This window comes from Streptomyces sp. NPDC005423 (assembly GCF_040606415.1).
In the GTDB taxonomy this organism is placed as follows: domain Bacteria; phylum Actinomycetota; class Actinomycetes; order Streptomycetales; family Streptomycetaceae; genus Streptomyces.
In genome coordinates this window covers 27,404-51,641 of the sequence record NZ_JBEXET010000025.1, presented here as the reverse complement: position 1 = coordinate 51,641, position 24,238 = coordinate 27,404, and the positions used below count along the sequence as shown (strand labels likewise).

At 70.6% G+C, this 24,238-nt stretch carries 21 protein-coding genes and 1 pseudogene; 13 read left to right on the top strand and 9 right to left on the bottom strand.

What is annotated here, in order from left to right; translation table 11 throughout:
• Window positions 1-91 precede the first annotated feature (91 nt).
• Window positions 92-1,561 carry an alpha/beta hydrolase domain-containing protein gene (locus tag ABZT12_RS24525; RefSeq protein ID WP_356388307.1) on the bottom strand — a complete coding sequence of 490 codons (1,470 nt, stop codon included), beginning with the start codon at window positions 1,559-1,561 and terminating at the stop codon, window positions 92-94.
• 295 nt (window positions 1,562-1,856) lie between these two features.
• Window positions 1,857-2,816 (bottom strand): helix-turn-helix transcriptional regulator, encoded by a 960-nt coding sequence (locus ABZT12_RS24520; RefSeq protein ID WP_356388305.1) that lies wholly within the window; start codon window positions 2,814-2,816, stop codon window positions 1,857-1,859.
• A 249-nt stretch (window positions 2,817-3,065) separates the two neighbouring features.
• On the opposite strand from ABZT12_RS24520, the gene ABZT12_RS24515 reads away from it, so the two are divergent.
• Together ABZT12_RS24515 and ABZT12_RS24510 are read left to right on the top strand one after the other, a co-directional pair.
• Window positions 3,066-3,911, top strand: a complete 846-nt coding sequence (locus ABZT12_RS24515) for an SDR family oxidoreductase (RefSeq protein ID WP_356388303.1) — start codon at window positions 3,066-3,068, stop codon at window positions 3,909-3,911.
• Window positions 3,912-4,095: 184 nt separating this feature from the next.
• Window positions 4,096-5,076, top strand: coding sequence for an aldo/keto reductase (locus ABZT12_RS24510; RefSeq protein ID WP_356388301.1), 981 nt, complete (start codon window positions 4,096-4,098; stop codon window positions 5,074-5,076).
• Window positions 5,077-5,142: 66 nt separating this feature from the next.
• On the opposite strand, the gene ABZT12_RS24505 is transcribed toward ABZT12_RS24510, so the two are convergent.
• Window positions 5,143-6,426 (bottom strand): HAMP domain-containing sensor histidine kinase, encoded by a 1,284-nt coding sequence (locus ABZT12_RS24505; RefSeq protein WP_356388299.1) that lies wholly within the window; start codon window positions 6,424-6,426, stop codon window positions 5,143-5,145.
• A gap of 159 nt (window positions 6,427-6,585) precedes the next feature.
• On the opposite strand from ABZT12_RS24505, the gene ABZT12_RS24500 reads away from it, so the two are divergent.
• The 6 genes from ABZT12_RS24500 to ABZT12_RS24475 all read left to right on the top strand — a co-directional run bounded on the left by ABZT12_RS24500 (window position 6,586) and on the right by ABZT12_RS24475 (window position 13,062).
• A complete protein-coding gene (locus ABZT12_RS24500; protein ID WP_356388297.1) occupies window positions 6,586-7,200 on the top strand; it encodes a hypothetical protein in 615 nt (204 codons plus the stop codon).
• The gene (locus ABZT12_RS24495) at window positions 7,200-7,898 is read left to right on the top strand and encodes an ATP-binding cassette domain-containing protein (protein WP_356388429.1); all 699 of its coding nucleotides are present in this window, start codon (window positions 7,200-7,202) and stop codon (window positions 7,896-7,898) included. The genes ABZT12_RS24500 and ABZT12_RS24495 overlap by 1 nt, the downstream gene beginning before the upstream one ends.
• A complete protein-coding gene (locus ABZT12_RS24490) occupies window positions 7,895-8,608 on the top strand; it encodes an ATP-binding cassette domain-containing protein (protein ID WP_356388295.1) in 714 nt (237 codons plus the stop codon). The genes ABZT12_RS24495 and ABZT12_RS24490 overlap by 4 nt, the downstream gene beginning before the upstream one ends.
• Window positions 8,605-11,262: an FtsX-like permease family protein gene (locus ABZT12_RS24485; RefSeq protein ID WP_356388293.1), complete on the top strand. Its 2,658-nt coding sequence runs from the start codon at window positions 8,605-8,607 to the stop codon at window positions 11,260-11,262. Before ABZT12_RS24490 ends, ABZT12_RS24485 begins: the two co-directional genes overlap by 4 nt.
• Before the next feature lie 122 nt (window positions 11,263-11,384).
• Window positions 11,385-12,158, top strand: coding sequence for a response regulator transcription factor (locus ABZT12_RS24480; RefSeq protein ID WP_356388291.1), 774 nt, complete (start codon window positions 11,385-11,387; stop codon window positions 12,156-12,158).
• 523 nt (window positions 12,159-12,681) lie between these two features.
• Complete coding sequence (locus ABZT12_RS24475) at window positions 12,682-13,062, top strand: hypothetical protein (RefSeq protein ID WP_356388290.1); 381 nt, start codon at window positions 12,682-12,684, stop codon at window positions 13,060-13,062.
• A gap of 8 nt (window positions 13,063-13,070) precedes the next feature.
• On the opposite strand, the pseudogene ABZT12_RS24470 reads toward ABZT12_RS24475, so the two are convergent.
• From ABZT12_RS24470 to ABZT12_RS24460, 3 genes and pseudogenes are all read right to left on the bottom strand, one after another.
• A pseudogene (locus ABZT12_RS24470) lies at window positions 13,071-13,736 on the bottom strand (NAD(P)H-binding protein).
• Window positions 13,737-13,911: 175 nt separating this feature from the next.
• A complete protein-coding gene (locus tag ABZT12_RS24465; protein WP_356388289.1) occupies window positions 13,912-14,814 on the bottom strand; it encodes a helix-turn-helix transcriptional regulator in 903 nt (300 codons plus the stop codon).
• Between the two features lie 148 nt (window positions 14,815-14,962).
• Window positions 14,963-16,015, bottom strand: coding sequence for a helix-turn-helix domain-containing protein (locus tag ABZT12_RS24460; protein WP_356388287.1), 1,053 nt, complete (start codon window positions 16,013-16,015; stop codon window positions 14,963-14,965).
• 204 nt (window positions 16,016-16,219) lie between these two features.
• Here ABZT12_RS24460 and ABZT12_RS24455 point away from each other — a divergent pair, with 204 nt between their 5' ends.
• A complete protein-coding gene (locus ABZT12_RS24455) occupies window positions 16,220-17,269 on the top strand; it encodes a methyltransferase (protein WP_356388285.1) in 1,050 nt (349 codons plus the stop codon).
• Window positions 17,270-17,455: 186 nt separating this feature from the next.
• On the opposite strand, the gene ABZT12_RS24450 is transcribed toward ABZT12_RS24455, so the two are convergent.
• Window positions 17,456-18,190, bottom strand: coding sequence for an SDR family oxidoreductase (locus tag ABZT12_RS24450; protein WP_356388283.1), 735 nt, complete (start codon window positions 18,188-18,190; stop codon window positions 17,456-17,458).
• A gap of 128 nt (window positions 18,191-18,318) precedes the next feature.
• Between ABZT12_RS24450 and ABZT12_RS24445 the strand changes: the two genes are divergently transcribed.
• Entirely contained in the window at window positions 18,319-19,224 is a 906-nt protein-coding gene (locus ABZT12_RS24445) for a LysR substrate-binding domain-containing protein (RefSeq protein WP_356388281.1), read from the top strand.
• Between the two features lie 237 nt (window positions 19,225-19,461).
• Here ABZT12_RS24445 and ABZT12_RS24440 read toward each other — a convergent pair whose 3' ends face one another.
• On the bottom strand, window positions 19,462-20,706 hold the full coding sequence (locus ABZT12_RS24440; protein WP_356388279.1) for a YncE family protein: 1,245 nt from the start codon (window positions 20,704-20,706) through the stop codon (window positions 19,462-19,464).
• A gap of 623 nt (window positions 20,707-21,329) precedes the next feature.
• Between ABZT12_RS24440 and ABZT12_RS24435 the strand changes: the two genes are divergently transcribed.
• Both ABZT12_RS24435 and ABZT12_RS24430 read left to right on the top strand, forming a co-directional pair.
• Entirely contained in the window at window positions 21,330-21,782 is a 453-nt protein-coding gene (locus tag ABZT12_RS24435; protein ID WP_356388277.1) for a DUF5707 domain-containing protein, read from the top strand.
• A gap of 346 nt (window positions 21,783-22,128) precedes the next feature.
• A complete protein-coding gene (locus tag ABZT12_RS24430) occupies window positions 22,129-23,070 on the top strand; it encodes a hypothetical protein (RefSeq protein ID WP_356388275.1) in 942 nt (313 codons plus the stop codon).
• Window positions 23,071-23,091: 21 nt separating this feature from the next.
• On the opposite strand, the gene ABZT12_RS24425 is transcribed toward ABZT12_RS24430, so the two are convergent.
• Entirely contained in the window at window positions 23,092-23,271 is a 180-nt protein-coding gene (locus ABZT12_RS24425; protein ID WP_356388273.1) for a hypothetical protein, read from the bottom strand.
• A 203-nt stretch (window positions 23,272-23,474) separates the two neighbouring features.
• On the opposite strand from ABZT12_RS24425, the gene ABZT12_RS24420 reads away from it, so the two are divergent.
• Window positions 23,475-24,215 carry a carboxylesterase family protein gene (locus ABZT12_RS24420; protein WP_356388271.1) on the top strand — a complete coding sequence of 247 codons (741 nt, stop codon included), beginning with the start codon at window positions 23,475-23,477 and terminating at the stop codon, window positions 24,213-24,215.
• Window positions 24,216-24,238 lie beyond the last annotated feature (23 nt).

The following is a 24,238-nucleotide window of genomic DNA, read 5'->3' as shown; positions in this document are numbered from 1 at the left end:
GGCCTCAGGCCGGGGGAGGGGCAGCCGGCCGTGGCGTACTGCCCCGGCCCGTGTGGGCAACGGTCGGGCCGGGGCGGTGCGGGGCGGTGTGTCAGCCGCCCACCGTGGAGCCGTAGGCGGCCTTGACGAGTGCGGCGGCGTCGGCGGGGCGGAGGTATCCGGCGAGAGCCGCGCGGGTCGTGCTCGCGGCCCAGCGGGAGACGAAGCGCGCGTGCGTCGGATACAGCTCCGCCAGTTTCGCTGCGCTGAAGGGCACTGTGGTGCCGAACAGGGTGCAGTAGAACGAGCCCTCCTGGCCGAGGCCGGAGAGGGTCGCCAATGGAGTGTCCACCGACGGGGTGCGGATACCGCCCTTGACGTTGCCGTTGGCGTCGAGGACGAACGCCGGGCTCGGACCGCTGGTGTCGATCTCCAGTCTCGGGGCCGGGGCGGGGGCCGCTCCCGTCGTCACCCAGGTGTTCAGCGCGTGGACGGCGGCTTCCAGGACGTAGTGGGACTGGCCCGCGTTGATGGGCGTGTTACAGCTGACCTGCGGATGGGAGGGATCGGGGGTCGACGGCGGGTTCAGCAGGGTGTTGAACGCCGTGACGTCCCCTTGCCCGTCACCGGTGTCCGTGGGGCCCACCGGAGTGATGTAGGTGTCGGCGTGGGAGGTTCCCGCGACCTCCCACAGGCGGACGCGGGCGGAGTCGGGCTGGCGCGCGGCCAGGTAGCCGAGCATCAGCAGGTCGGTCTCGGTCTCGAAGGTGAGGACGGGAACCTTCAGGTCCGTGCGGATGAGGAGACCGTCCGGGACCGGCACGTCGGCCTGCGGGGTCTGGGAGAGCGGCGCCGAGACGGCCGCGACGCCGCCCCGGCTCTCCAGGAGGACACCGTCGTAGACGCCGGCGAGGGGCTGGACGGCGTCGGCGTACGTGGTGAGCCGGAACGCCGACTGGGACTCGCCGACGGCCAGCACGGTGCGTGGCCGCAGGCCGCCCAGCACGGTGCCGGCCGGGTCGCGTACGGCCTTCCCGGCCTGGGAGAAGATGTCGTACGAGTAGCTGTCGCCGGGATGCGACAGGGCTGCGTAGCGGTCGGGGTCGATCGCCTTGGCGGCGTTGACTCCGACAGCCTGGGCGGAGACGCCCACCCAGGCGTAGCCCTCGCGGATCAGCTCGTTGTGCGTCTGGATCCAGGTCGTGCCCACGTCCACGCCGCCGCTGACGTTGAGCCACTCGACGATGACGGTGCCGTTGAACCGCGCGGGATCCTTCGGCCGGTCGATGACGACGCGCGTGGTGTACGACGCCGTGGCAGCCGGTGCCACCGTCCATCTGCCGTCCGCGGTGAGGGAGTTGACGGCCTGGTAGCTGTCGGCGGTGCCGGACAGGAAGTACTCGGACTGCTGGTAGCCGACCTGGCCCAGGTCGAACGCCGTGCTGTAGAGCTGGGGCGTTCCCGTGCCGCCGGTGACGGGCCCGGTGACGACCGGGCCCACTGCGGACGCGGTGCCGGCAGCGGTGACGACGCCGGTGGAGGCGATCAGGAAGACGGCGACCGACGCAAGCGCCCGCTTCAAGCGCAGGCGCGCTGATCTGCGGCGTTTCAGGAGCATGTTGGTACGCCCTTTCATGGGAGGCGATCCCCGCGGCACGTAGACTATTCGTATTTCCGTTTCGGTCAAGTGGCATTTCCGACTGTGAAAACTTTACTCTGAGATGCTGGAAACGTGATTCTCGCATCGACATCGGGAAGCCGGTGGGGAACCCGACGATGACGACAGCCGGCGGCCCGGTCGTACGCACCGCGGCCGGTGCGGTGCGGTGCGGTGGGTGGACGGGACGAGGACGGCCTACGACGGAGTGGCCCGTCGGTCAGTCAGGTGTGTCGCCCGTGTCGGCGGGCTGGGAGTCGTTGGCCGACGCGGACCGCTCGGTGTCGTCGTTGGTCGCGGCCCAGCTGGCCAGCAGGTTGAGGGCGTCCTGCGAGGGTGAGTCGGGCTCGGCGGTGTAGGTGAGGAGGAACTGGCTGGGGCCGTCGGGGAGCGGGAAGGTCTCGAAGGGCAGGTCGAGGTCGCCGACGACGGGGTGGTGGAGGAGCTTCACGCCGGTGGTGTGCATGCGGACGTTGTGGGCGGCCCAGCGGTGACGGAATTCCGCGCTGCGGGTCGACAGTTCTCCGATCAGGTCCGTCAGCCGTCGGTCGTAGAGATCGTGGCCGGCTTCGGCGCGCAGCATGGCGACCGTGTCATTGGCGACTTCGTCCCAGTGGCGGAAGAACTCGGTCGCGTGCGGGCTGAGGAAGACGAACCGGGCGTTGTTCGGCGGCCGTACCGGGTCGGCGTAGACGGGGGAGAACAGGGCGCGCCCGAGGTGGTTGGTGGCCAGGATGTCCCCGCGTCCGCTGAGGATGAACGCGGGTGTGCCGGCCATTGAGTCGAGGACGCGCCGCACCGCGGGCCGTACACGCTGCTGGGCCGGGCGGCGGCGTGGCGGGCGGGTCGTGCCGGCGCCGCGCAGGAGGTCGAGCAGGTGGAGGCGTTCGGCCTCGTCGAGCCGCAGTGCTTGCGCGATGCCTTCGATGACGCTCTCGGAGACGCCGGTGGCGTTGCCGCGCTCCAGCCGGGTGTAGTACTCGCTGGAGATGCCCGCGAGGAGGGCGACCTCCTCGCGGCGCAGCCCGGTGACCCGTCGGCGCTCTCCGCCGTACAGGGGCAGTCCGGCCTGCTCAGGGGTGACCTTGGCCCGTCGCGTGCCGAGGAATTCCCGGATCTCCGCGCGGAAATCATCGCGGATGTCGCGGTTTGTGCGGCTGGGGTCGTTTCTGCCTGCCATGCGCTTCACTCTAGGAGCGCGTCCGCCGGGTTGGGGGTCCCTGTCAGTGACCCCCTCATCAGGGACTCCCATCCCCGCAGGACAGCCGGTTTTGTTGGTGGTGCACCGCCCACGGCGGTGTGAACCGTCCAGACAGACGGCGCTCGTGCCGCCGGTCCCAGCGCCCTCTGCGGCGCTGTCGGCGCCGCAGGCATCATCTCCCGCGCACACAGCGGGTGGCGGATCACGGCGCCTGAGAGGAATCCCCCCATGAGCAAGGTCATTCTCGTCACCGGTGCCGGACGCGGTCTGGGCACGGACATCGCCCGCGAGGCCCTCGCCGCCGGCCACCAGGTCGTCGCCACCGGCCGCCGCCCCGAAGAGGTCGAGAAGACCCTCGGCGGGCCGCGGGACAATCTGCTGGTCACCAGGCTCGACGTCACCGTCCTGGAGGACGCCGAGGCCGCCGCGCAGTCAGCCGTCGACCGCTTCGGCCGCATCGACGTCCTGATCAACAACGCCGGGAACCTCTTCACCGGCTACTTCGAGGAGATCTCGCCCGCGCAGATGCGCCGGCAGTTCGAGACCAACGTCTTCGGCCCGATGAACGTCACCCGCGCCGTCCTGCCCGCCATGCGCAGGCAGCGCGCCGGCCACGTCATCACCATCACCTCGACCGCCGGGCTGGTCGGTATGGAGTTCACCTCCGCCTACGCCGCCTCCAAGTTCGCGGAAGAGGGCTGGATGGAGTCCCTGCGCTACGACGTCGAGCCGTACGACATCCACACCACGATCGTGGAGCCCGGCTACTTCCGCACCGAACTCCTCGTGGACGGCTCCACCACCTGGCCCGAGCTGTCCATCGACGACTACGCCCCGCGCACCGCCCCGAGGATCGAGGGCATGAAGAGCATGAACGGCAAGCAGCCCGGCGACCCCGCCAAGCTCGCCCGCGCCCTGCTCACCATCGCCCAGCAGGAGAAGCCGCTGCTGCGATTCGTCGCCGGTGCGGACGCCATCGAGGCTGCCGAGGCCAAGGCGACGGAGCTCCTCGCCCAGGCCGAGGCATCCCGCGAACTGGGCGACAGTCTGGCCTACGACGACGCTCACGCCTGAGCACCATGCCCCGGCCGGGCCGGCGGCCACCGGGTGCGCCTACGGCCCCGACCCGCTACCCGGGCAACGGCGCCCGCGCCGACAGCGCGCGGATCACCCCCCAGCACGGTCCGCCAACCGAGGGCGCGTCCCACTAGGCACGACCACCGACCGGCCTGACGGCCGTCACGACAAGGAGTACCTGATGAAGCACGTATCACTGGGCGGACTCGATGTCTCCCGCATCGGCCTGGGAGCCATGACCATGGCCGGCACCTACACCACGGGCGGGGGGCTCGACGACTCGGAGTCGATCCGCACCATCCACCGGGCGCTGGACCTCGGGGTCACCCACATCGACACCGCCGAGATCTACGGCCCCTTCCACAGCGAGGAAATCGTCGGCAAGGCCATCAAGGGCCGCCGCGACGACGTCGTCGTGGCGACGAAGTTCGGTCTCGTCTCCCACGCCGGCGACGGCCCCGGCGTCATCGACAGCAGCCCCGCCAACGTGAAGACCGCCGTCGAAGGCTCACTCCTGCGGCTCGGCACCGACCACATCGACCTCTACTACCAGCACCGCGTCGACCCCCACACCCCCATCGAGGAGACGGTCGGCGCGCTGGCCGAGCTGGTCGCCGAGGGCAAGGTGCGCCACATCGGCCTCTCCGAAGCCGGCCCCGCCACGATCCGCCGCGCCCACGCCGTACATCCGGTGTCCGCGCTGCAGACCGAATACTCGCTGTGGACCCGCGACGTCGAGGCCGAGATCCTGCCGCTGCTGCGCGAGCTCGGCATCGGGTTCGTTCCCTACTCACCGCTCGGGCACGGCCTGCTGACCGGGCAGATCCGCACCGTCGACGACTTCGCCGACGACGACTGGCGCAAGACCAACCCGCGCTTCACCGGCGAGAACTTCCAGCGCAACCTGGCGATCGTCGACGAGGTGCAGGCCATCGGCGCCGAGATCGGCGCCACCCCGGCCCAGACCGCGCTGGCGTGGCTGCTGACCCGCGGTGACGACATCGCCCCCATCCCCGGCACCCGCCGCGTCTCCCGCGTCGAGGAGAACACCGCCGCCGACGCCATCGAACTCAGCGCCGCCCAGCTCGACCGACTGAACAACCTCACACCGGCCGCGGGCGAACGCCACGACGAGACCAACATGGCCACCATCGACCGGTGATCCGAGGCCTGGCGACTTGCTGACCCGTCGCAGACCCCTGACACGGCGGTCTTGGGCGGGTGGGAGTCAGTGCGTGTGCGGGAGGAGCAGGGTGAATGTCGTCGGTGCCGGCTGGGTCAGCCTGAGCCGGGCTCCGGCGGCGTCGGCCAGGTCTTTGGCGAGGGCGAGTCCGATTCCCTTGCCTGGCCCTGTGGTGGTGCCCCGTTCGAAGAGGGTCTTCGCATCGAGGGTGAGGGCTCCTTCGTCGGCGATGTCGAGAGCGAGGGCTGCTCCCATGTCGCGCAGGGTGACGGTGACGGTTCCGCGGCCGTGACGGCGGGCGTTGTCGAGGAGGATGTCGAGGATCTGCTCGGTGGTGCGGCCGGGGACGGGAAGGGCTGTCGCTGCGGGGTCGAGGGCGACGTGGAGGCGGCGGCCGTCCTGGGCTAGGGGGCCGTGCCATCGGCGTTCGGCGCGTTCCAGGAGCTGACCGGCGGGCTGGAAGGTGGCGACTGGGAGCGCGGGTTCGGCTTTGGCGAGTTGGAGGACTTCGTCGATGGTGTCGTTGAGGTGCTGTATGTGTTCCAGCGCCTCTTCGATGGCCGCACGCAGGTGGGTGCTGGGGCTGGCCAGGGCTGCTTCCAGGCCGAGTTGGAGGCCGGTGAGGGGGGTGCGGAGCTGGTGGGAGGCGTTGGCGGTGAAGTTCTGTTCGTGCCGGAGCGACCGGGCCAGGCGCTGAACCATCACGTTGTGGGTGCGGGCCACCTGGTCGATTTCGGTGATGCCGCAGGTGGCGGCCCGGGCGGCGAGGTCGCCGTCGGCGACGGCCTGGGAGGTGCGGGAGAGGGATTCCAGCGGGGCGGTCAGGACGCGGGCCTGCCGTCGGGCGACGAGGACGGCGGCGGCGAGCGCGATCAGGACCGCGCCCAGCAGAGCGGCCCAGGCCAGCAGGACCCGGTTCCACACGCTGCGAGTGCTGGTGGAGGCGCGGACCACGCCGATGACGCGTTCGCCCTGGGAGACGGGAACGGCGGCGAGGAGTTCGCCGCCGGTGCGCTGCTGCACCACGGTGCCGGCCGCCGCGCGGCGGGTGGCGGCATCGGCTGTGCCGGGGCCACTTCCAGCGCGCAGGCGCAGCGCCGTGTCGTATACGCCGAGTTGCCCCTCGGATTGCCCAGGAGGCAGTTCGACGGGGTCTCCGACGGCGAAGCCGGGGCTCACGCGGATGACGGCGGCCATGGCGTCCCGCTGCAGTTCCCCGCGTTCCTCGGTGAAGAACGAGACCCGGATCGCCAGGGCGAGCGGCACGGCGAGCAGGACAAGGGCCACCGAGGCGGCCACCAGGGCCACGTGGACCACACGCTGTCTCATGCGCCCATCATGAGGGCGCATGGCCCCCTGGAACGGTCCGGCAGATCTCGGAAGTGCGGTTTTGCCGTCGTCTAACCGTGCTCGGGCCGGACGTTAACCGGCTGCTGCCTAGCGTCGCGGACATGGCCGTCCACCTCACCCGTGAAGGGCACCACGATCATGCGACGCACACTCGTTCTCTCCCTGGCCGCCCTCACCCTGACCGGCGCGGTGGTGGCGGGATGCGGTAGCGGCAGTTCCGCACCGCCCGGCGGCAGCACGACCAGCAGCACGGCGCCGGCGCCTGCGCCTGCGCCGACGGAATCCAATCCTGCCGGTGACATCCCCGACAACCAGGCGTATGTCGCCTACCAGCCCGCCGGGGGCGGTTTCACGGCCAAGGTGCCGGAGGGCTGGGCCCGCACCACTACCGGCAGCACGGTCATCTTCACGGACAAACTGAACCGGATCGAGATCGCCTCCGGCAGGGCCAAGGCCGCGCCCACGCCGAAGTCCGTGAAGTCCGCGGTGGTCCCTCTTCTGCAACGGCAGGTGCCCAAGTTCCACTTGGGGAAGGTCACGGTCGTCTCCCGCCCCGCCGGGCAGGGAGTCCTGCTCACCTACCAGGGTGACAGCGCCCCGGATGCGGTGACCGGCAAGGTCGTGCACGACGCCTTCGAGCGGTACTCGTTCTTCCAGGGCGGTCGCCAGGTCGCCCTGACGCTGTCCGGGCCGGTAGGCGCCGACAACGTGGATCCGTGGCGTACCGTCACCGACTCCTTCCGGTGGCAGTGATGAACGCCTCCGGCACGCTCACCCAGCAGTCCCCGGACGCGGACGCGTTGACTGCGCGGGACCTGTACCGCTTTTACCGGGCGGGCGAGGAGGAAACCCTGGCGCTGCGCGGAGTCGCCCTTGAGGTGCGGCGCGGGGAGAGCGTCGCGGTCATCGGACCGTCCGGGTCGGGCAAGTCCACTCTGCTGGCCTGTCTGGCCGGGCTGGACGAACCCGACGGCGGCACCGTTCACATCGGCGGGGAGCGGATCAGTCACCGGCCGGAGGCCGAGCGGGCCCGAGTGCGGGCCCGCCGGATCGGGGTCCTGCTGCAGACCGGGAACCTCATCGCCCACCTGGACATCGGCGCCAACATCCGCCTCGCCCGCACCGCCGCCCCCGGCGCAAGCAAGCAGTCCATCGCGGAGCTGCTGGAGCAGGTCGGGCTCGGGCACCGGGCCCGCGCCTTGCCCCAGCAGCTGGCCGGCGGTGAACTGGCCCGCGCGGGGCTGGCTGTCGCGCTGGCCAACGACCCGGACATCCTCCTCGCGGATGAGCCGACCGGGGAACTGGACGGTGTCACCGAGCAGCGGATCCTCTCGCTGCTGCGCGAGCGCGCCCAAGGCGGCGACGGGGTACTGCTCGTCACCCACAGCTCCGAGGCCGTCAAGATCGCCGACCGGGTCATCACCTTGCGTGACGGGAGGATCACGTCATGACCACCCGGCTGGAGACACTCGTCCGCTGCCAGGATGCCGCTCGCACCTACGGCTCGGGGCCTGCCGCGGTCGTCGCGGTGCACGGCGCGACCTGCCAGGTCCGGGCCGGAGACCGCATAGCGATCACCGGGCCCTCGGGTTCCGGCAAGTCGACCCTGCTGCACCTGATGGCCGCCCTCGAACAGCCCACCGCCGGCGAGGTGACCTGGCCCGGGCTGACCGGAGGGGCGGTGGCTGGGCAGGTGGGCGTCGTCTTCCAGGGGCCCAGCCTGATCCCGGCGCTGGATGTGGCGGAGAACGCCGCGCTGCCCCTGGTCCTGGCCGGTGTCCCAGAGGAGCGGGCACGACGCCGGGCCCTGGAATCTCTCGCCCTGGTCGCAGCCGGCGACCTGGCCGACAAGCTGCCCGAGGAACTGTCCGGAGGCCAGGCCCAGCGCGTGGCCATCGCCCGCGTGCTGGCCCTGCGACCACGCCTGGTCCTTGCGGACGAACCCACCGGGCAACTGGACCGCGCCACCGGCCAGCACATCATCGACGTGCTCCTGACCACCGCCGATGAGATCGGCGCCGCCCTGGTGGTCACCACCCACGATCCCGCCATCGCCCAGCGCCTCGGTGAACAGTGGGCGATGCACGAGGGCCGCCTGCACCCCGCACCCGAGCCGCACCGGCAATCCGCGGCAGCAGCACCCCTCGGAGATCCGTCATGATCATCACCTGGATCGGGGGACTGCTCCGTCGGCGCACCGGACGGCTGATCGCCACCGCGTTCGGCATCGCCCTCGCCGTTGCCCTGGTGGCGTCCCTGGGCTCGTTCCTGACCGCGTCGAAGTCCACCATGACCGGCCGAGCGGTGAGCTCGGTGGCGGTGGACTGGCAGGTCCAGGTCCAGCCCGGCGCCGACCCCGGTACCCTCCTGAACACCGTAAAGGCCACGTCCGGCATCCAGAGCGCCCAGAGCGTCGGGTTCGCCCGCAGCACTGGCTTCCAGGCCACCAGCGCGGGCAGCACCCAGAGCACCGGCCCCGGTGTCGTCCTGGGCCTGCCCGACACCTACCGGGCCACGTTCCCCAAGGAGATCCGGCAGCTGACCGGCGCGACCTCCGGGGTCCTGATCGCCCAGCAGACCGCGGCGAACCTGCACGTCGCCGCCGGTGACACGGTCACCGTCACCCTCCCCGGCACAGGGCCGGCGAAGGTGAAGGTGGCAGGAGTGGTCGACCTGCCGCAGGCCGACTCCCTGTTCCAGAAGGTCGGCGCCCCGCCCCAGTCCCAGCCCGCAGCCCCGCCCGACAACGTCATCCTGCTGCCGACCGCCATGTTCGACACGCTGACCGCGCCGGTCAGGGCCATCGACCCGGCAGCCGTCACCACCCAGATCCACATCGCTCGCAATGCCCCGCTGCCCGCCGACCCCGCCGCCGCCTACACCTCCGTCACCGCCGCCGCGCACAACCTGGAAGCCCGCACCTCCGGCGGAGCGGTCGTCGGCGACAACCTCGGCTCCGCCCTCGACGCAGCCCGCAGCGACGCCCTGTACGCGCAGATCCTGTTCCTGTTCCTCGGTGTACCCGGCGCGGTCCTCGCAGCCATGCTGACGGCCGCCGTGGCCGGCGCAGGCGCCGACCGGCGCCGCCGTGAGCAGGCTCTGCTGCGCACCCGCGGGCTGCGCACCCGCCAGGTCGCCACCACGGCGAGTGCGGAGGCGACGGTGGTCGGAGTGGCCGGCGGCCTGCTCGGGGTGGGCATCGCCGCCCTCGCAGGGCGGGCCGCGTTCGGCACCGCATCGTTCGGCGCGAGTACCGCCTCGGCTGTGGTCTGGTTCGCCCTCGCCCTCGTTCTGGGGCTGGTCGTGGCCGCCGCGACGGTCCTGCTGCCCGCCCTGCGCGACCTGCGCACCGGCACCGTCGCCGCGGCCCGCAAGGTCGTCGGCCGCGCCCGTTCCCCGTGGTGGATGCGGTTCGGCGTGGACTTCGTCCTGCTGGCCGCCTCCCTCCTGGTCTTCCGGGCCTCCAGCGGTAACCAGTACGCCCTGGTTCTGGCCCCGGAAGGCGTGGCGAGCATCTCGGTCTCGTACTGGGCCTTCCTCGGGCCGGCGCTGCTCTGGCTCGGCGCGGCTCTGCTGCTGTGGCGCCTCGCGGTCTTGGTCCTGGCCCACGGACGCAGGCTGCTGGCGCACCTTTCCCGGCCACTGACGGGGACACTCGCCGGCACTACGGCGGCGAGCATGTCCCGCCGGAGCCGCCCACTGGCCCGCGCGATCGTGCTCCTCGCGCTCGCCGTCTCCTTCGCCGCCTCGACCGCCACGTTCAACGCCACCTACAAGCAGCAGGCCGAAGTCGACGCGCAGCTCACCAACGGCGCCGACGTCACCGTCACGCAATCGCCCGGCGTCAGCGTCGCACCCGGCGCGGGCTCCGCCCTGAAGGTGGCCGGCGTACGGCACGTCGAACCCCTGCAGCACCGCTTCGCCTATGTCGGCGCCGACTTGCAGGACCTGTACGGGGTCCAGCCCTCCACGATCACCTCGGCCACCTCGCTGCAGGACGCCTACTTCGCCGGCGGTACTGCCAAGGGCCTCATGGCCAAGCTGGCTGCCCGACCTGACTCCCTCCTGGTCAGCGAGGAGACCGTCAAGGACTTCCAGCTCACCCCGGGCGACACGGTGAACCTGCGTCTGCAGGACAGCCGCACGAAGGCCCTGCGCACGGTGCCCTTCCACTACGCGGGCATCGTCAAGGAGTTCCCCACCGCGCCCAAGGACAGCTTCTTCGTCGCCAACGCCGGCTACGTCGCCAAGGCCTCCGGCAGCAGCGCGGTGGGCGCGTTCCTCGTCGACACCGGCGCCACCCACCAAAAGAGCGTCGCCGCCCGGCTGCGCCAGCAGATGGGCACCTCCGCGACCGTCACCGACATCACCCAGGCCCGCTCCGCGACCGGCTCCAGCCTCACCTCGGTGGATCTGGCCGGACTCACCCGCATCGAGCTGGGCTTCGCGGTCCTGCTGGCCGCAGCCTCCGGCGGCATCGTCCTGGCCTTGGGCCTGGCCGAACGACGGCGCACCTTCGCCATCGCCACTGTCCTGGGGGCCACCCGGCACCAGCTGCGTGGGCTGGTCCTCAGCGAGGCGGCGGTCATGACAGCCGGCGGCCTGGCCGGCGGCGCGCTCATCGGCTGGTCCCTGTCCCAGATGCTCGTCAAGGTCCTCACCGGTGTCTTCGACCCGCCCCCGTCCACGATTGCCGTCCCCTGGACGTACCTTGCCCTCACGGTCGGGGCCGCTGTCACCGCGATCGCCGTGGCGGCCGTGAACGCCGCCCGCGGCTCCTCCCGCCCGGCCGTCGAGGAACTGCGCGAGCTGTGAGAGCCGCCCCAGCGGCCTGGGCGGGCACCGCTGTCCCCCCAGCGGCGCCCGCCCCGGTCGCACTCGTTCACGACCGGTGGCGCCGGCCACCCTCGCCTCCGGCGGCCCCTACGCTTCGGGGCATGCGCGCGCCCGCACCCCCAGAGGGGACCCGTGTCCTGGTCGTCGAGGACGACGACACCATCGGACGGCACCTGGATGCCGGACTGCGCGGCCACGGCTACCACACGACTTGGTGCCGCACGGGCATGAACGCACTGGCCGAAGCCCGCACCACCCCCCAGGACGTGGTACTGCTCGACCTCGGTCTGCCCGACGTCGACGGCATCGACATCGCCCGCACCCTGCGCGCCGAACTCCCCGACCTGCTCATCGTCATCCTGACCGCTCGCAGCGACGAGATCGACGTCATCGCCGGCCTCGACGCCGGAGCCGACGACTACCTCGTCAAGCCGTTCACCCTGACCGTGCTGCTGGCCCGGCTCCGCGCCCACCTGCGCCGCCGCCCACCCAGTACAGCTCCGGAGGAAGGGCCGATCCGGGTCGGTGACCTGACCGTCGACACCTCCGCACGGCGCTGCCTGCTCGCCGCCGACGAGGTCCCGCTGCGGCCCAAGGAGTTCGAACTGCTCGTCGTCCTCGCCCGAAACGCGGGCGTGGCCGTCTCCCGCGAAGTCCTGATGGCGCAGGTCTGGGACGAGAACTGGTTCGGACCCACCAAAACCCTGGACGTCACACTCGCCTCGCTGCGCCGCCGCCTGAGCGAAGCGGCCCACGCCTCGCCCCACACCCTGACGCTGCCGGACATCACCACTCTGCGCGGCCACGGCTACCGGCTGGAAGCCCTCCCGCCCCGCCCGGCACCTCGGACCGGGTACGACGTGCCTCCTCCCTGAGCTTGTCCTGCCTTCCAAGGCGATCCTCACGGACGGCCGGACGCACGTGTGGGCCGGTTATCCCGCCGCTGTCCTGGCTGAACGGCCTGCCCTGCTCGGCCTCGTCGGTGACCTGCGCAGCACCATGCCGGACGCTCACGACGCGCCAAGTGTGCACAACGTCAACCACGGCACGCTCACCCATCTCGTCCAAGGGGGCGACTTCGGCGGCAGCATCACCATCGGATCCCTACCTGGGCGTCAATCACGAGACGCTCCGCACGGGGGTGCGCGATGCCGAGCAGGCCGGTCCCGACGCACCACACGGGCCGGCAGTCCTGTCGAGCGCCGTCGCCGCGCACGGTCCGGAGACGGCAAGCGTGCCGGGACGCGCGGGGTCTCCTGCCCGGCCACGCCGACTCGTGCGAGCCGTAGAGGAGTTGCCTCATGTGCCAAGCCTCGGACCACACCTCGAACGCCGGATGCTCCGCCCCGGAGTCACACCAGGACCGCGCCCAAGCCCCCTACCGCAGATCACTCCTGGGTGCCGTGGCAGCCACCGCGGTGGCCGCCGCCCCGCATCAGGCTCGCCCGGCACGCCGACGTCCTCGTGCACGAGGCCCTCTACCCGGCCGGCCTTGCGAGCCTCGGACTCTCGCAGGCCCTGATCGACCACATCCTGGCCACGCACACCGACGTGAGCGAACTCGGCCGCATCGCCGCGGAGTCGGATGTGCGCACGCTGGTCGCCCACCACCTCAGCCCAGGACAGTCGACCGCCGTCTCCGACGGGACCTGGCGACGGCAACTGCGCGACAGCGCCCGCCGCGCCGACTTCGGCGGCCGAATGCTCCTGGGCGACGACCTGGCACATCACGGTGTGACAGCGCACCTCCCGCACGAGGCGAGGCCCGGCGGTCGGTGATGGTCTGGTCAGGCCTGGTCCGAAGCCGCGAGCGCCGCCGCGATGGATTCGGCGAGCGAGGTGGTCGGGCGGCCGATCAGGCGGCTGAGGTCGCCGCTGCCGCCCTGGAAGTGGCCGCGCGCGACGGCGAGATCGGTCTCGGCGAAGAACTCGGCCTGCCGCGCGGGGACGCCGGCGCCGGTGAACATGCCGGCCAGTGTCTCGACCGGGACGTCGTTGTGGGCGACCTCTGTTCCTGACTGCTTCGACAGCTCCGCCGCGTACTCGGTGAAGGTCCAGGCGGTGTCGCCGCTGAGCTCGTACGCCTTGTTCTCGTGGCCTTCGGTGGTCAGGACGACGGCCGCCGCCGCGGCGTAGTCCCGACGGGTGGCGGAACCGATCCTGCCCTCGCCCGCGGCGGCGATCACGCCGTGCGCCAGCTGGACGGGGATCTGTTCGGTGTAGTTGTCGGTGTACCAGCCGTTGCGCAGGATCGTGTAGGGCCGGCCGGAGTCGAGGATCGCCTGTTCCGTCGTAGTCGGCTATCCGCAGTTCGACGTTCTTGGCGGCGATGTCCGCCGCCTTGTCCGCGTCGCGGACGACCGCTGCGATCTCGTCGCCGGCACCCTGGCCAGCAGCTCGTCGATGACGAGACGGCCCAGCTTACCGGTGGCCGCGGTGACAACAACGCTCATGGTGAGAATGCTCCAATACTGTGAAGGCAACTGTTTCGCTCAGGCCGGCTCATGCGTCAGCTGATTGCCGACGGCAGCCTGAGATCGAGGGTCGGGGTACCGAAGCAGGGCCGTTGCTCCTGATGGGGGCGTGATGCGGGGCCGGGGGTGCGCCACCGACGCGTGGTCGTGTACGTCAGCCGGGTTGCCGCAGGTCGGTGGCCGGGGCCTGCCGGGGCGGTGCGGCGTCCGGGTCTGTGGGGGTGCCGGTCCAGCTGTCCAGGAGGTTGAGGGCTTCGGCGGACGGTGAAGCGGGTTCGGGGGTGTAGACGACCAGCGTCTGGTCGGGGTCGCCGGACACGTCGAGGACCTCGTGGTCGAGCGTGAGGTCGCCGACCAGTGGGTGGTGGAAGCGTCTGGTGCCCATGCCGTCGCAGACGACGTCCGGGTTGCCCCACATGTGGCGGAACTGGGGGCTGCGCAGCGACAGTTCGCCGATCAGCTCCGTCAGCTGCGGATCGTGGGGGTGGCGTCCGGCGTACAGGTGCAGGTGGGCGACGCAGCCGCCGGCGGACCTCTCCCAGTCGGCGAGCAGCTCGGGCGCGTGCACGTCGAGGAAGACGTAGCGGACCATGCTGCGGTCGCGGTGCGGGCGGGCGTCGAAGTCGGCGAAGAGGGCGCGGGCCATCCTGTTGGAGGCCAGGATGTCCATGCGGCGGCCCTGGATCATCGCGGGCACGTGGTCGAGGGTGTCCAGAAGCCGGTAGAGACCCGGGCGCACCCGCTGGGGGCTCATGGGGCGCCGACGGTGGGCGGGGGATGCCGGCCGGGCCAGCGTGAAGAGGTGGGCCCGCTCGATGTCGTCCAGCCGCAGGGCGTGGGAGACCGCGTCCAGGACGGTCTCGGAGACCCGTCCGGCCCGGCCACGCTCCAGGCGCGTGTAGTACTCGACGCTGACGCCCGCGAGCCGCGCGACCTCCTCGCGGCGCAGGCCCGGCACCCGCCGGGCACCGCCGACGGGGACCACGCCGGCCTGCTGAGGGGTGATCCGGGCCCTGCGGGTGGTCAGGAACTCGCGGATCCCGGTGCTCGGCTCCATGCCCTCCACGCTACGGGCCCCGACAGGCCCGCACCCCGGCGAAAGGGACCCTGACAGTGCCCCCCTCCACCCTCCGCCACGAACGCGAGGGGCCCGGCGAAGCCGGTGCTCACAAGGCAGTACACCTGGCCGAGCGGGCTCACCGGCGTCATCGGCCCTCCGCCGGCGTCCCCGAACCGCAAGTCGACGAACGGCAGATGTGACCCAGGGTTCCGCAGGAGCCGGCGTCGGTGATTCCGGCGACGAACTGACCGGGTGTCTGCCCGTACAGCCTCTTGAACGCGCGAATGAAGTGGCTGCTGTCCGCGAAGTGCCAGCGAGCGGCGACGTCCGAGACGGTCGGCCGGCCATGCGGTGCGGCCAGGTCGAGCCTGGCCCGTTCCAGCCGCCGCCTGCGGACGTAGCCCGCGACCGACTCCCCGACCGTTGCGAAGGCCCGGTGCATCGTGCGCACGGAGACGTGCAGCTCGCGTGCCAGTGCCGAAGGACCGAGGCCGGGATCGGTGAGACGGTCGTCCGCCAACCGCATCGCGGCACGCGCCAGCGCGGGCGCCAGGAGCGGCTCGGCATCGTCGAACTCGCCCCTGAGCGCCCCTCTCGCGAGTTCGAGCAGGGCGTCGCGGGCGCTGCGCACACCCGCCGGGGTCAGGTCGCGCACCGTCTCGACGACCATGCGCGCATGGGCGGTGAGGAGCCGCACCTCGGCTGAGCGGGCCGAGCCGAGGATCGGCCGGGCGCTGATCAGGGGAGCGAGAGACGAGGTGGGCAGGATCAGCACGTCGGCCACCGCGCCCGCGTCGACGTCGAACGATGAGGACGGGTTGTTGCGACGGGCTATGAAGGACCCGGCGGAAGCGGTGATCGGCCTGTCCCTGCCGTCCGGGCGGGTGAAGTGCCAGGAGCCCTGCCGCATCAGGTGGATGAGCACGCGGTCGTCGCCGTCCCCGGCGCCCGTGGTGCGGCCTGCGAACGCCTCGACGCCGACCTTCGCGATCACCACGTCGTGGGCCGTGACCGCTTGGACGTTGATCCGGAAGTCTCCGGTCTCCTCGACGTCGAGGAGCGGCAGCGGAAACCTCTCGCGCATCTGCGCGTCCCATGCCCGCCGAAAAGCGTCGAAGCCGTTCCGGCGCACGGTCGGAGCCGTGACGTCCGCGATGAACGTCCGGCCTGGCCGGCCGGCGGCAGGTCCCGCTCTCATCCATGTCTCCTGGTCACGTGGCACCGCACGCTCGCAGGGCGGGGCGGGGCGGGGTGGCGGGTCGGGTCGGACAGATCCGGGTCCGGGCCTGCCTGGCACGGGTGTTCCACCGAGTGTGGCGCTGATGTGCAAGGCGGGCGGGTCACCCGTCACGAGAATCAGAGACCTCACCGTTCCCATGCAGCAAAGGTGCTCCAGACCTTCATGACCCATACGACACAGGACGCCGCGACGGCGTCCGATGAACTGTCAGCAGACATCGCCGCTTTGATGAACATGATCGGCGGCGGCGCGATCGCCCAGGTCCTGCACGCGATCGCCGACTTGCACATCGCCGACCATCTCGCCGACGGTCCGCTGACCGCCGAGGAGGTGGCCGCGGCCGAAGGCAGTCATCCGCGAGCCACCTACCGGCTGATGCGTGCGGCCGCCTCGCTGGGCCTGCTGAGCCACGAGGGAGGACACTCCTTCGCCCTGACCCGGCGCGGCACCATGCTGGGCACGGGCGTCCCCGGCTCCCTGCGATCCCTCACGCTGGCCATGACCGGGCACGCGCACTGGAAGTCCTGGGAGCTGTTCCCGGACGCGGTGCGTGAGGGAGCCAGCCAGGCCAAGAAGGCACTGGGCGCCGACATCTTCGAGTACTACGCGCGGCCGGAGAACCTTCAGGAGGCGGCGCTCTTCTCCGAGGCGATGGCCGACGTGTCCGGTCTGGTGGTCCAGACCGCGGTGGCCACGGTCGACACCGCGGACGTGTCGACCGTGGTGGACGTCGGTGGCGCGGACGGCCAGTTCGTCCTGACTCTGCTGGCTCAGGCCCCCGGCCTGCTCGGCCAGGTGCTCGATCTGCCCCACGCGACCGCGCGTGCTGCCGCGGAGGCCGACCGGCTGGGTCTGGCGGACCGGTTCTCCGCGGTGGCCGGCGACTTCTTCGTCGAGGTTCCCGGTGCGGATCTCTATCTCCTGAAAACCGTGCTGCACGACTGGGACGACTCCCAGTGCGAGACCATTCTGCGCAACTGCCGTTCCGCGACGCACAGCGGGGGCCGTGCGCTGGTCGTCGAGACGGTCGTCGGCGAGATCGGCAGACCTGACTTCGCCACCCTGTCGGACATGAGCATGCTCGCCATGACCAACGGAATGGAGCGCGAACTCGGCGAGTTCGACGCGCTGTTCGCCGCGACGGGGTGGCGCCGCGACCGGACCTATCCCGTAGGCGGCGGCTACGTCGGCATGGAACTCGCCGCTATCTGACTAACCGTCAGTTAGTCAACGGCCTTTCCGTACAGGCATGTTGAGGGGAAGGGGGACGTCCCGTCCGACAGGGCGTCCCCTTCGCTGTGACCACGGACGCTTCGGCCGCCCCGCCATCACAGACGGCCGTAGGCAGACGACGTCCGCCTACGGCCGGCACCCGCGTGGTGACCTCGGCCCGCCCTCTCAGATGAGGCCGCCGGCGGCCGCGATCGTCTGACCGGTGACCCAGCGCGCGTCGTCACTCGCGAGGAAGGCGACGACATCGGCGATGTCCTCGGGGCGACCGAGCCGTCCCAGAGGGGTCCGGGCGATGAACGCGTCGGCATTCGCCCGGAATTCCGGTGACAGGCCGTCGGTGTCGGTCAAGCCCGGAAGTACGACGTTGACCGTGATCTTCCTGTTCCCCAGTTCCTTGGCCAGCACGTGCCCGAAATACTCCATCGCGGCTTTGCTGCCGCCGTACGCGGCGACGCGTTGGCTCGGTCCCTTGGTGTGCCCCGTGGAGATATTGACGATACGGCCCCCGTCGCGAACGAGGTTCGCCGCCTGCTGCAACGCCAGGAAGGTCCCCTTGACATTGACGGCCAGCAGCCGGTCGAGGTCCTCGACAGAGAAGGTGGATATGGACCCGAAGGCCCGTATGCCGGCGTTGTTCACGACGATATCGAGACCACCGAATGCGGCGACCGATTCCTCGAACAGGCGGGTGACATCGCCCGGCACGGCGAGGTCGGCCCGCACGGCCACGGCCTTGCTGCCCCATTCCTCGATCTCCCTGACGACGTCCCGCGCGGCGGCCTCGTTCGAGTGGTAATTGACCACCACATGTGCGCCGTCCCGCCCCAGACGCGACGCGATGGCCCGGCCGATTCCCCGCGAAGAAGCCGTGACGAGCGCCACGCTCTGATTCAGACCCACAGGGGTTTTCCTTTCGATGTCCATGCTTCGTATCGGTTTCCGACGTCGCCGGACCCGGAAAGAAAACTATGAGCGAACCCTCCTCGTTGTCCAATTATGTTCCGATATTGCCGTGATAACCTTTTGTTATGGACGTCTCGATGAAAGGGCTGCGCTGCTTCGTCGCGGTCGCCGAGGAAAGGCATTTCGGTCATGCCGCCGAACGGCTGGGGATCGCCCAGCCCGCGGTGACCCAGCAACTGCAACGGCTCGAAACGACGCTGGACATGAAGCTCGTGCACCGGGACGGCCGCACGGTTCTCCTCACCGAGGCCGGAGCGGCCTTCCTCTCGCACGCGCGCGACGCCCTGGAGGCCAGTCAACTCGCCGTCCAGGCGGGGAAAGCGGCCACCCGGGGACAGGGAGGCATGCTCACGATCGGACTGGCCCCCGCGGTTCCACCTGCCCAACTGGCCGATCTGCTGCGACGGTTCGCCACCGACCGGCCCCGCATCCGACTCCAGATCCGGGAGACCCGTCTCGAAGACACGCTCGCCCAGCTGACGCAGGGCACGATCCAACTCGCGCTGGCGAGCGGACTCGCCCCACCAGCGCGACCCCCGCAGATCGAGGCGCTACAACTTGCGGAAGAAGCCCTTGCCGTCGCGCTGCACCGCGACCACCCTCTCGCCGGGCGCGCGGTACTGCACGTGGCGGACCTCGCGGACGAGCGTTTCAGCGTGATCACCCGGGACGCCGTGCGCGGGCAACCCTTCGGGATCCACGGCCTGTGCCAACGCACCGGATTCCAGGCACTCAAGTTCGCCGAGGTCCACGACGCAACCCTGCAACTCGCGATGATCGCGACCGGCCTGAGCGTGGGAGTGCTGCCGTCGAGCATGGCCCGGTACGCACCCGCCGAGGTGACCTTCGTCCCCCTGGCGCACGTGGACCCACTCCGCACGCTGCTCCTCTACGACCGGCGGCACGTGCCTGTGGGAGTCCGCGAGATTCTCCGACTGGCCACACCGACCGGCCCGCCACCTTCCTCCTGACCGCGCTGGAAGGGCGGCCGGCCGGGAGAACGGCCACCCGAACGTCCGGCTGCGGGCAGCCCGCAGGCCCGCAGCCGAAAATACCTACCCTTTTCACCCACCCGGCACCCGGCACCCGACAGTCGGCACCCGGCACCCGACAGCCGACAGCCCGCAGCCGGGCCGGTACCGCCTCCGGGAAGAGGCGGTACCGGCCCGGCTGCGGCATCCTCGCGGGCGGTGCGAGCGACGCTCCCGCTATGAGGAAGGGCTCGTCCAGTCCGCGGCCACATGCCCCAGGCGGACCCGCTGGGGATGGTCGCCCACCTTCACGGACACCGTCTTCTGCCCGGTCGCGAAGTCGATCGCGGTGATCTGGTCGGCACCGCTCTCGGACACGACACAGCTCTTGCCGTCGCCGCTGACGGTGGCCCAGTAGGGCTTCGAGGCGGGCACGAGCGGGCCCTCCTGGAGGGTCGTGCGGTTGACCACGGTCGCGTAGTCGTCCATCGTGCCCGCGACACACAGCTTGCTGCCGTCCGGGCTCATCGAAATGCCGTGGTGGCGCGAGTCGTTGACCATGGTGGTGCGGTCGTCGCTGGTCGCCGGGTTCTTCGGCAGGACCTTCGTCCGGGTGATCTTGTCGGTGGCGACGTCGTACTCGAAGAAGCCGTTGAAGAACGACACCTGGAAGTACAGCTTGGACCCGTCCGGCGAGAAGACCGCGGGCCGGACCGCGTCCGAGTAGTCCTTGAGGCCGATCGCGTCCAGCTTGTCCCGCATGTCGATGATCTTGACCTGCTTGTACGTCGTGGCATCGACGACCGTGATGTGCCGGTCGCCCTTCGTGAAGTCCTGCCACGGGGCGTCGGAGTCCGTGTTCACGTCGCCGATCGACATGTTCCAGATGTACTTGCCGTCCTTGGTGAAGATGTTCTCGTGCGGCTTGTCGCCGGTGGCGAACGAGCCGAGCTGCTGGCCGGTGGTGATGTCGAGCACGTGCACGGTGTTCGCTGTCGAGGCCGACACCGCGACCCGGAGGCCGTCGGGGGAGACGGCCATGTGGTCCGCGCGGTAACCCGACACCCGGAAACGCCAGTTGATCCTCCCGGTGGCAAGGTCGATCGACACGACGTCCGCGAAGCTCGGCCGGGAGACGACCACCGACTTGCCGTCCGGCGTGGAGTACATGTCGTCGGCGAACTGGTCGTGGCCCTCGCCGACGCTGTTGCGGATCGCCATGAAGTAGATCCACTTGATCGGATCGGCGTTGATCTCCGCCATCCGGGCGTCCTTGTCGGGGATCACGTTGATCCGGCCGACCTTGGCCAGGTCGCCGGAGGACTTCAGGACGTCGGCCGTGCCGTCCCAGTTGTTGCCGACGAACAGCACCTCGCGGAGGGCGGCGGCGTCCGCGGCGCTCGCGGAGGTCGCGGGGGCGGTGAGGGCCAGGACGACTGCGGCGGCCATGGCGCACAGGTGTCTGGGGCGGAGAGCGGGCATGAGGGGGCTCCCGTAAGCGGCTCGTGAAGTAGGCATGCCAAAGCGGCAGATCTGAAGACGCGCGGATTCAGAATGAACTTACTGCAAAGTAAGGAAGGAGGGCCCCTCTCCACAAGACCGCGTGCACGACAAAACTGCGCGACCTACGGAAGGGCGGGCCGTCCGGCCCCCGCGCGGCCCTCGTCCGGCCCCCGCATGGCCCCTGTCCGGCCTCGTCCGGCTCCCGTCCGGCCCCCGCGCGGCGTCCGAGAGGGGTTCGAGGCGGCGGGAGTCGTCGCCTCGATGGCGCCGAGGAGGCCGCCGGCCGGCTCCCGGCCGGCCTGGTGATGACGACGCCGATCGTCCAGGCCCAGGCGAGGACGTCAACCTACGCGCGCTGGTCGGCCGCGTACCTGCGGACCGCGGTGGCGGTGTCATCGAGCGGCTGGCGGTGGGGCGCGGCACCGGTCTGCGACACAGCCGACACAGCTCACACACCTTCCGAGATCCGGCTTCGTACGGCGCACTCAGGGCGGGTTGAGTACCCGGGCTCATGCCCGGTACGCCGCCGCACGGCGAGGATCGGAGCAACGGACAGGCACACAGGGCCTGTTCGACCAAGTCAGCCTGATGGGGAGACTTCCATGTCCCGACGTATCGCTGCGTCCGTTGCCGCCGGTGCCGCCCTTCTCGTAGGTGCCGGCGCGTACGCCCTGGCCTACGCCGGAGACCAGCCCCCCGCCCTGACGCACGGCACGGCCCATTACACCGCCCCCGCCGGCGACAGCGCCGGTTCACTGAGCTTCACCACCGACGTCACCGCCTCCTCGGGCGTCAAGAGCGTCAAGGTCCTGGCCTGGCCGGCGCACTCCTCCCTCGCCCGCACGAAACTCACCGCCAAGGACATGACCGGCGCCGAGAGGGCCACCTGCAGGCCCTCCGCCAAGCACACCCTCCACTGCACCTACACCACCCCCGTCACCCCCGCCGAAGCCGCAGAGTCCCCCCATGGCGCCTGGCACATCGCCGTCCTGGCCGAAGCCGAGAACGGCACCACCACCCTCGACGACGAGGCAGCCGACTTCACCGTTCGCTAATGGGAGGGGCGAGCCGCGCTTCGGCCGTATCGGCGGACACGCCGTGGCCGTCGTCGCACTGGGCGGCGGAGGCGAGCGGCCTGCGCGACTTGATTGCTTCGTGGGACTTGACCAGCCACCACATCGACGCCGGCTCCGGACTCGTCGTCGCCGTTGTGCATGTCGCCCGCAGGTGTCCCGGTGACTGTGATCAAGGCCACGGATTCGCACACGTCATCTGGACGTTCGCACGCTGAAGCAGGGAATCCGCACAGGAGCGACACATCGGCCCCGCACGGTCTTTCGAAGACGCCGTTAGCGTTACAGGCTGCTCGATCCCTTGTGCACAACCGTCAGGAAGAAGCGGATGGACTACTGCTCCTCGTGCCGTCGGCACCTCAACGGAGCCCTGGTGTGCCCGGGTTGCGGCGCGTACGCCCCGGACATAGCGCCGTTGACCGCGGGCGGTCGCACCGTCCCGGCCCCGGCCGCGACAGCGCTCTGGACGCAGGTGGCGGCGACAGCGGGGACCGACGCGTACGGCGCCTACTACGACGCCGACAGCCTTTTCGAGGACTCCGGCGGTGACGTCGAAGGCGCCGCCAGTGAGACCGAGGGGCCCGTGCCCACGCCGCAGGGGCGGGCGGGCCGGCGCCGGCAGCGGGCCTGCTGGAAGAAGAACCAGCGCCGAGCCGTGGTCGCGACCGCCGTCGCGCTCGTCGGCGGCGGTCTGACCGTGGCCTCGATGGAGGACAGTTCCGGCCACCGCGCCCAGGCGGCGACGGCCGACAACCTCGCGGGCATGGGCACCGACACGCAGTCGGTGGACCAGAGCGCCAAGCTTCCGCCGGCCGGGACGGGCAAGCACCGCAAGCCCTCCACCACGAACTCCCCGTCCTCCACGACCGGCACCTCGCAGCGGCGTTCCACGGCCACCACGACCCACACGGACTCGGCCAGGACGCAGCCGTACACGGCCGCCGCCCAGCACACGAGGTCGAAGACCGCCGGGCAGCAGGCCGCGTCCGTACCCTCCGCCGGCACGACGACCGCCGGCACGACGACCGCCGGCACGACGGCCGCCGGCACGACGGCCGCCGGCACCGGTACGTCGGCGGCCCGGTCGCCCGCCCCGACGGCCACCGGCGGCACGGGGTCGGGAACCTCGACGACTACAGGCACTTCAGGCACTTCGGGTACGTCGGGTGCGTCGTCTTCGGGATCTTCGGGGACGTCCCAGTCGAACTCCGCACCGGCCGTGACCTCCCCGTCGGGGATCTGTGTGCTCGGGCTCATCTGCGTGAGCTGACCCCCCTCCCGGGTCAGCTGGTCACTTCCGCATGAACCGGCCCGGACAGTGTGTGGGTGTCCTCCTGGAGGCGACGCCTTTGTCCGCGATCACCAGCGGGTTCGGCCGGTCCGTGGCCAGGTGCGGTTCGCGGTCCAGCATCGCCGACAGCACTTTCCGCTCGTCCAGTTTCGGGTTCGCCAGTGCCCGCAGGAGGGGCATCCCGGTCAGGGTGCACGCCAGGAACAGGCGCAGGCAACGGAAGAACCGCCGACTCACCGGTCCGCCGCGGGGGCGCTGCGTATTCTCCAAGGTCACAAAGTCACGGAATATGAACGACCGATTACCCCAAGGATCCCAACCTCACGTGGCTCGCGGGCAAGTACCTGACGCTGGACCAAGCGGAGGCCAAGGGCACCGCGGTCATGAAGGATCTGGGCGTCACCACCACGGCCCAGATGCGGGCCGTCGCGGCAAGCGACCTCCTGACCCACACCAACGACATCGGCGAATACACCCTGGACGGGTATGTCTTCCCGAAGACCTACACCGAGACGCTCGCCACCGGCGCCCAGATCGACGTCCCGTTCCTGACCGGCAACAACAAAGACGAGTCCCGCGCCACCCCGGGCCAGACCGTCGAGCTGGCGACCCACACCGCCGACGCGCAGACGACGTACGGGTCGATGGCGGAAGAGTTCCTCAAGCTGTATCCCGCCGCCAACGCCACACAGGCCGGAGAGCAGACGAACGCCTCCATCGACGACGAGCGCGTCTCCACGTTCCTGTGGGGCAGGCAGTGGTCCGCCCACGCCACCAGCCCGGTCTACAACTACTACTGGACGCACACCCCGCCCGGCCAGGAATCCCAGGGCGCGTCCCATGGTTCCGAGCTGAACTACACGTTCAACAACCTCTACGCCACCGATCTGGCGTGGACGGACAGGGACCGCAAAATCGCCGACACCCTGTCGGACTACGTGGTCAACTTCGCCACCACCGGCAACCCCAATGGCACCGGGCTCCCCCGCTGGCAGGCACTTGACGTGGAACGCCCCGGAGTGATGGAGGTGGGGGACAGCTTCGGCCGTGTCCCGCTCGCCCCCACCACGGCGAAAATCGACTTCTTCGAGCGGCACTTCGCCTCGCGTACGCAGGAATGGTGACCCGGTAGGTGTACTGACCCGTG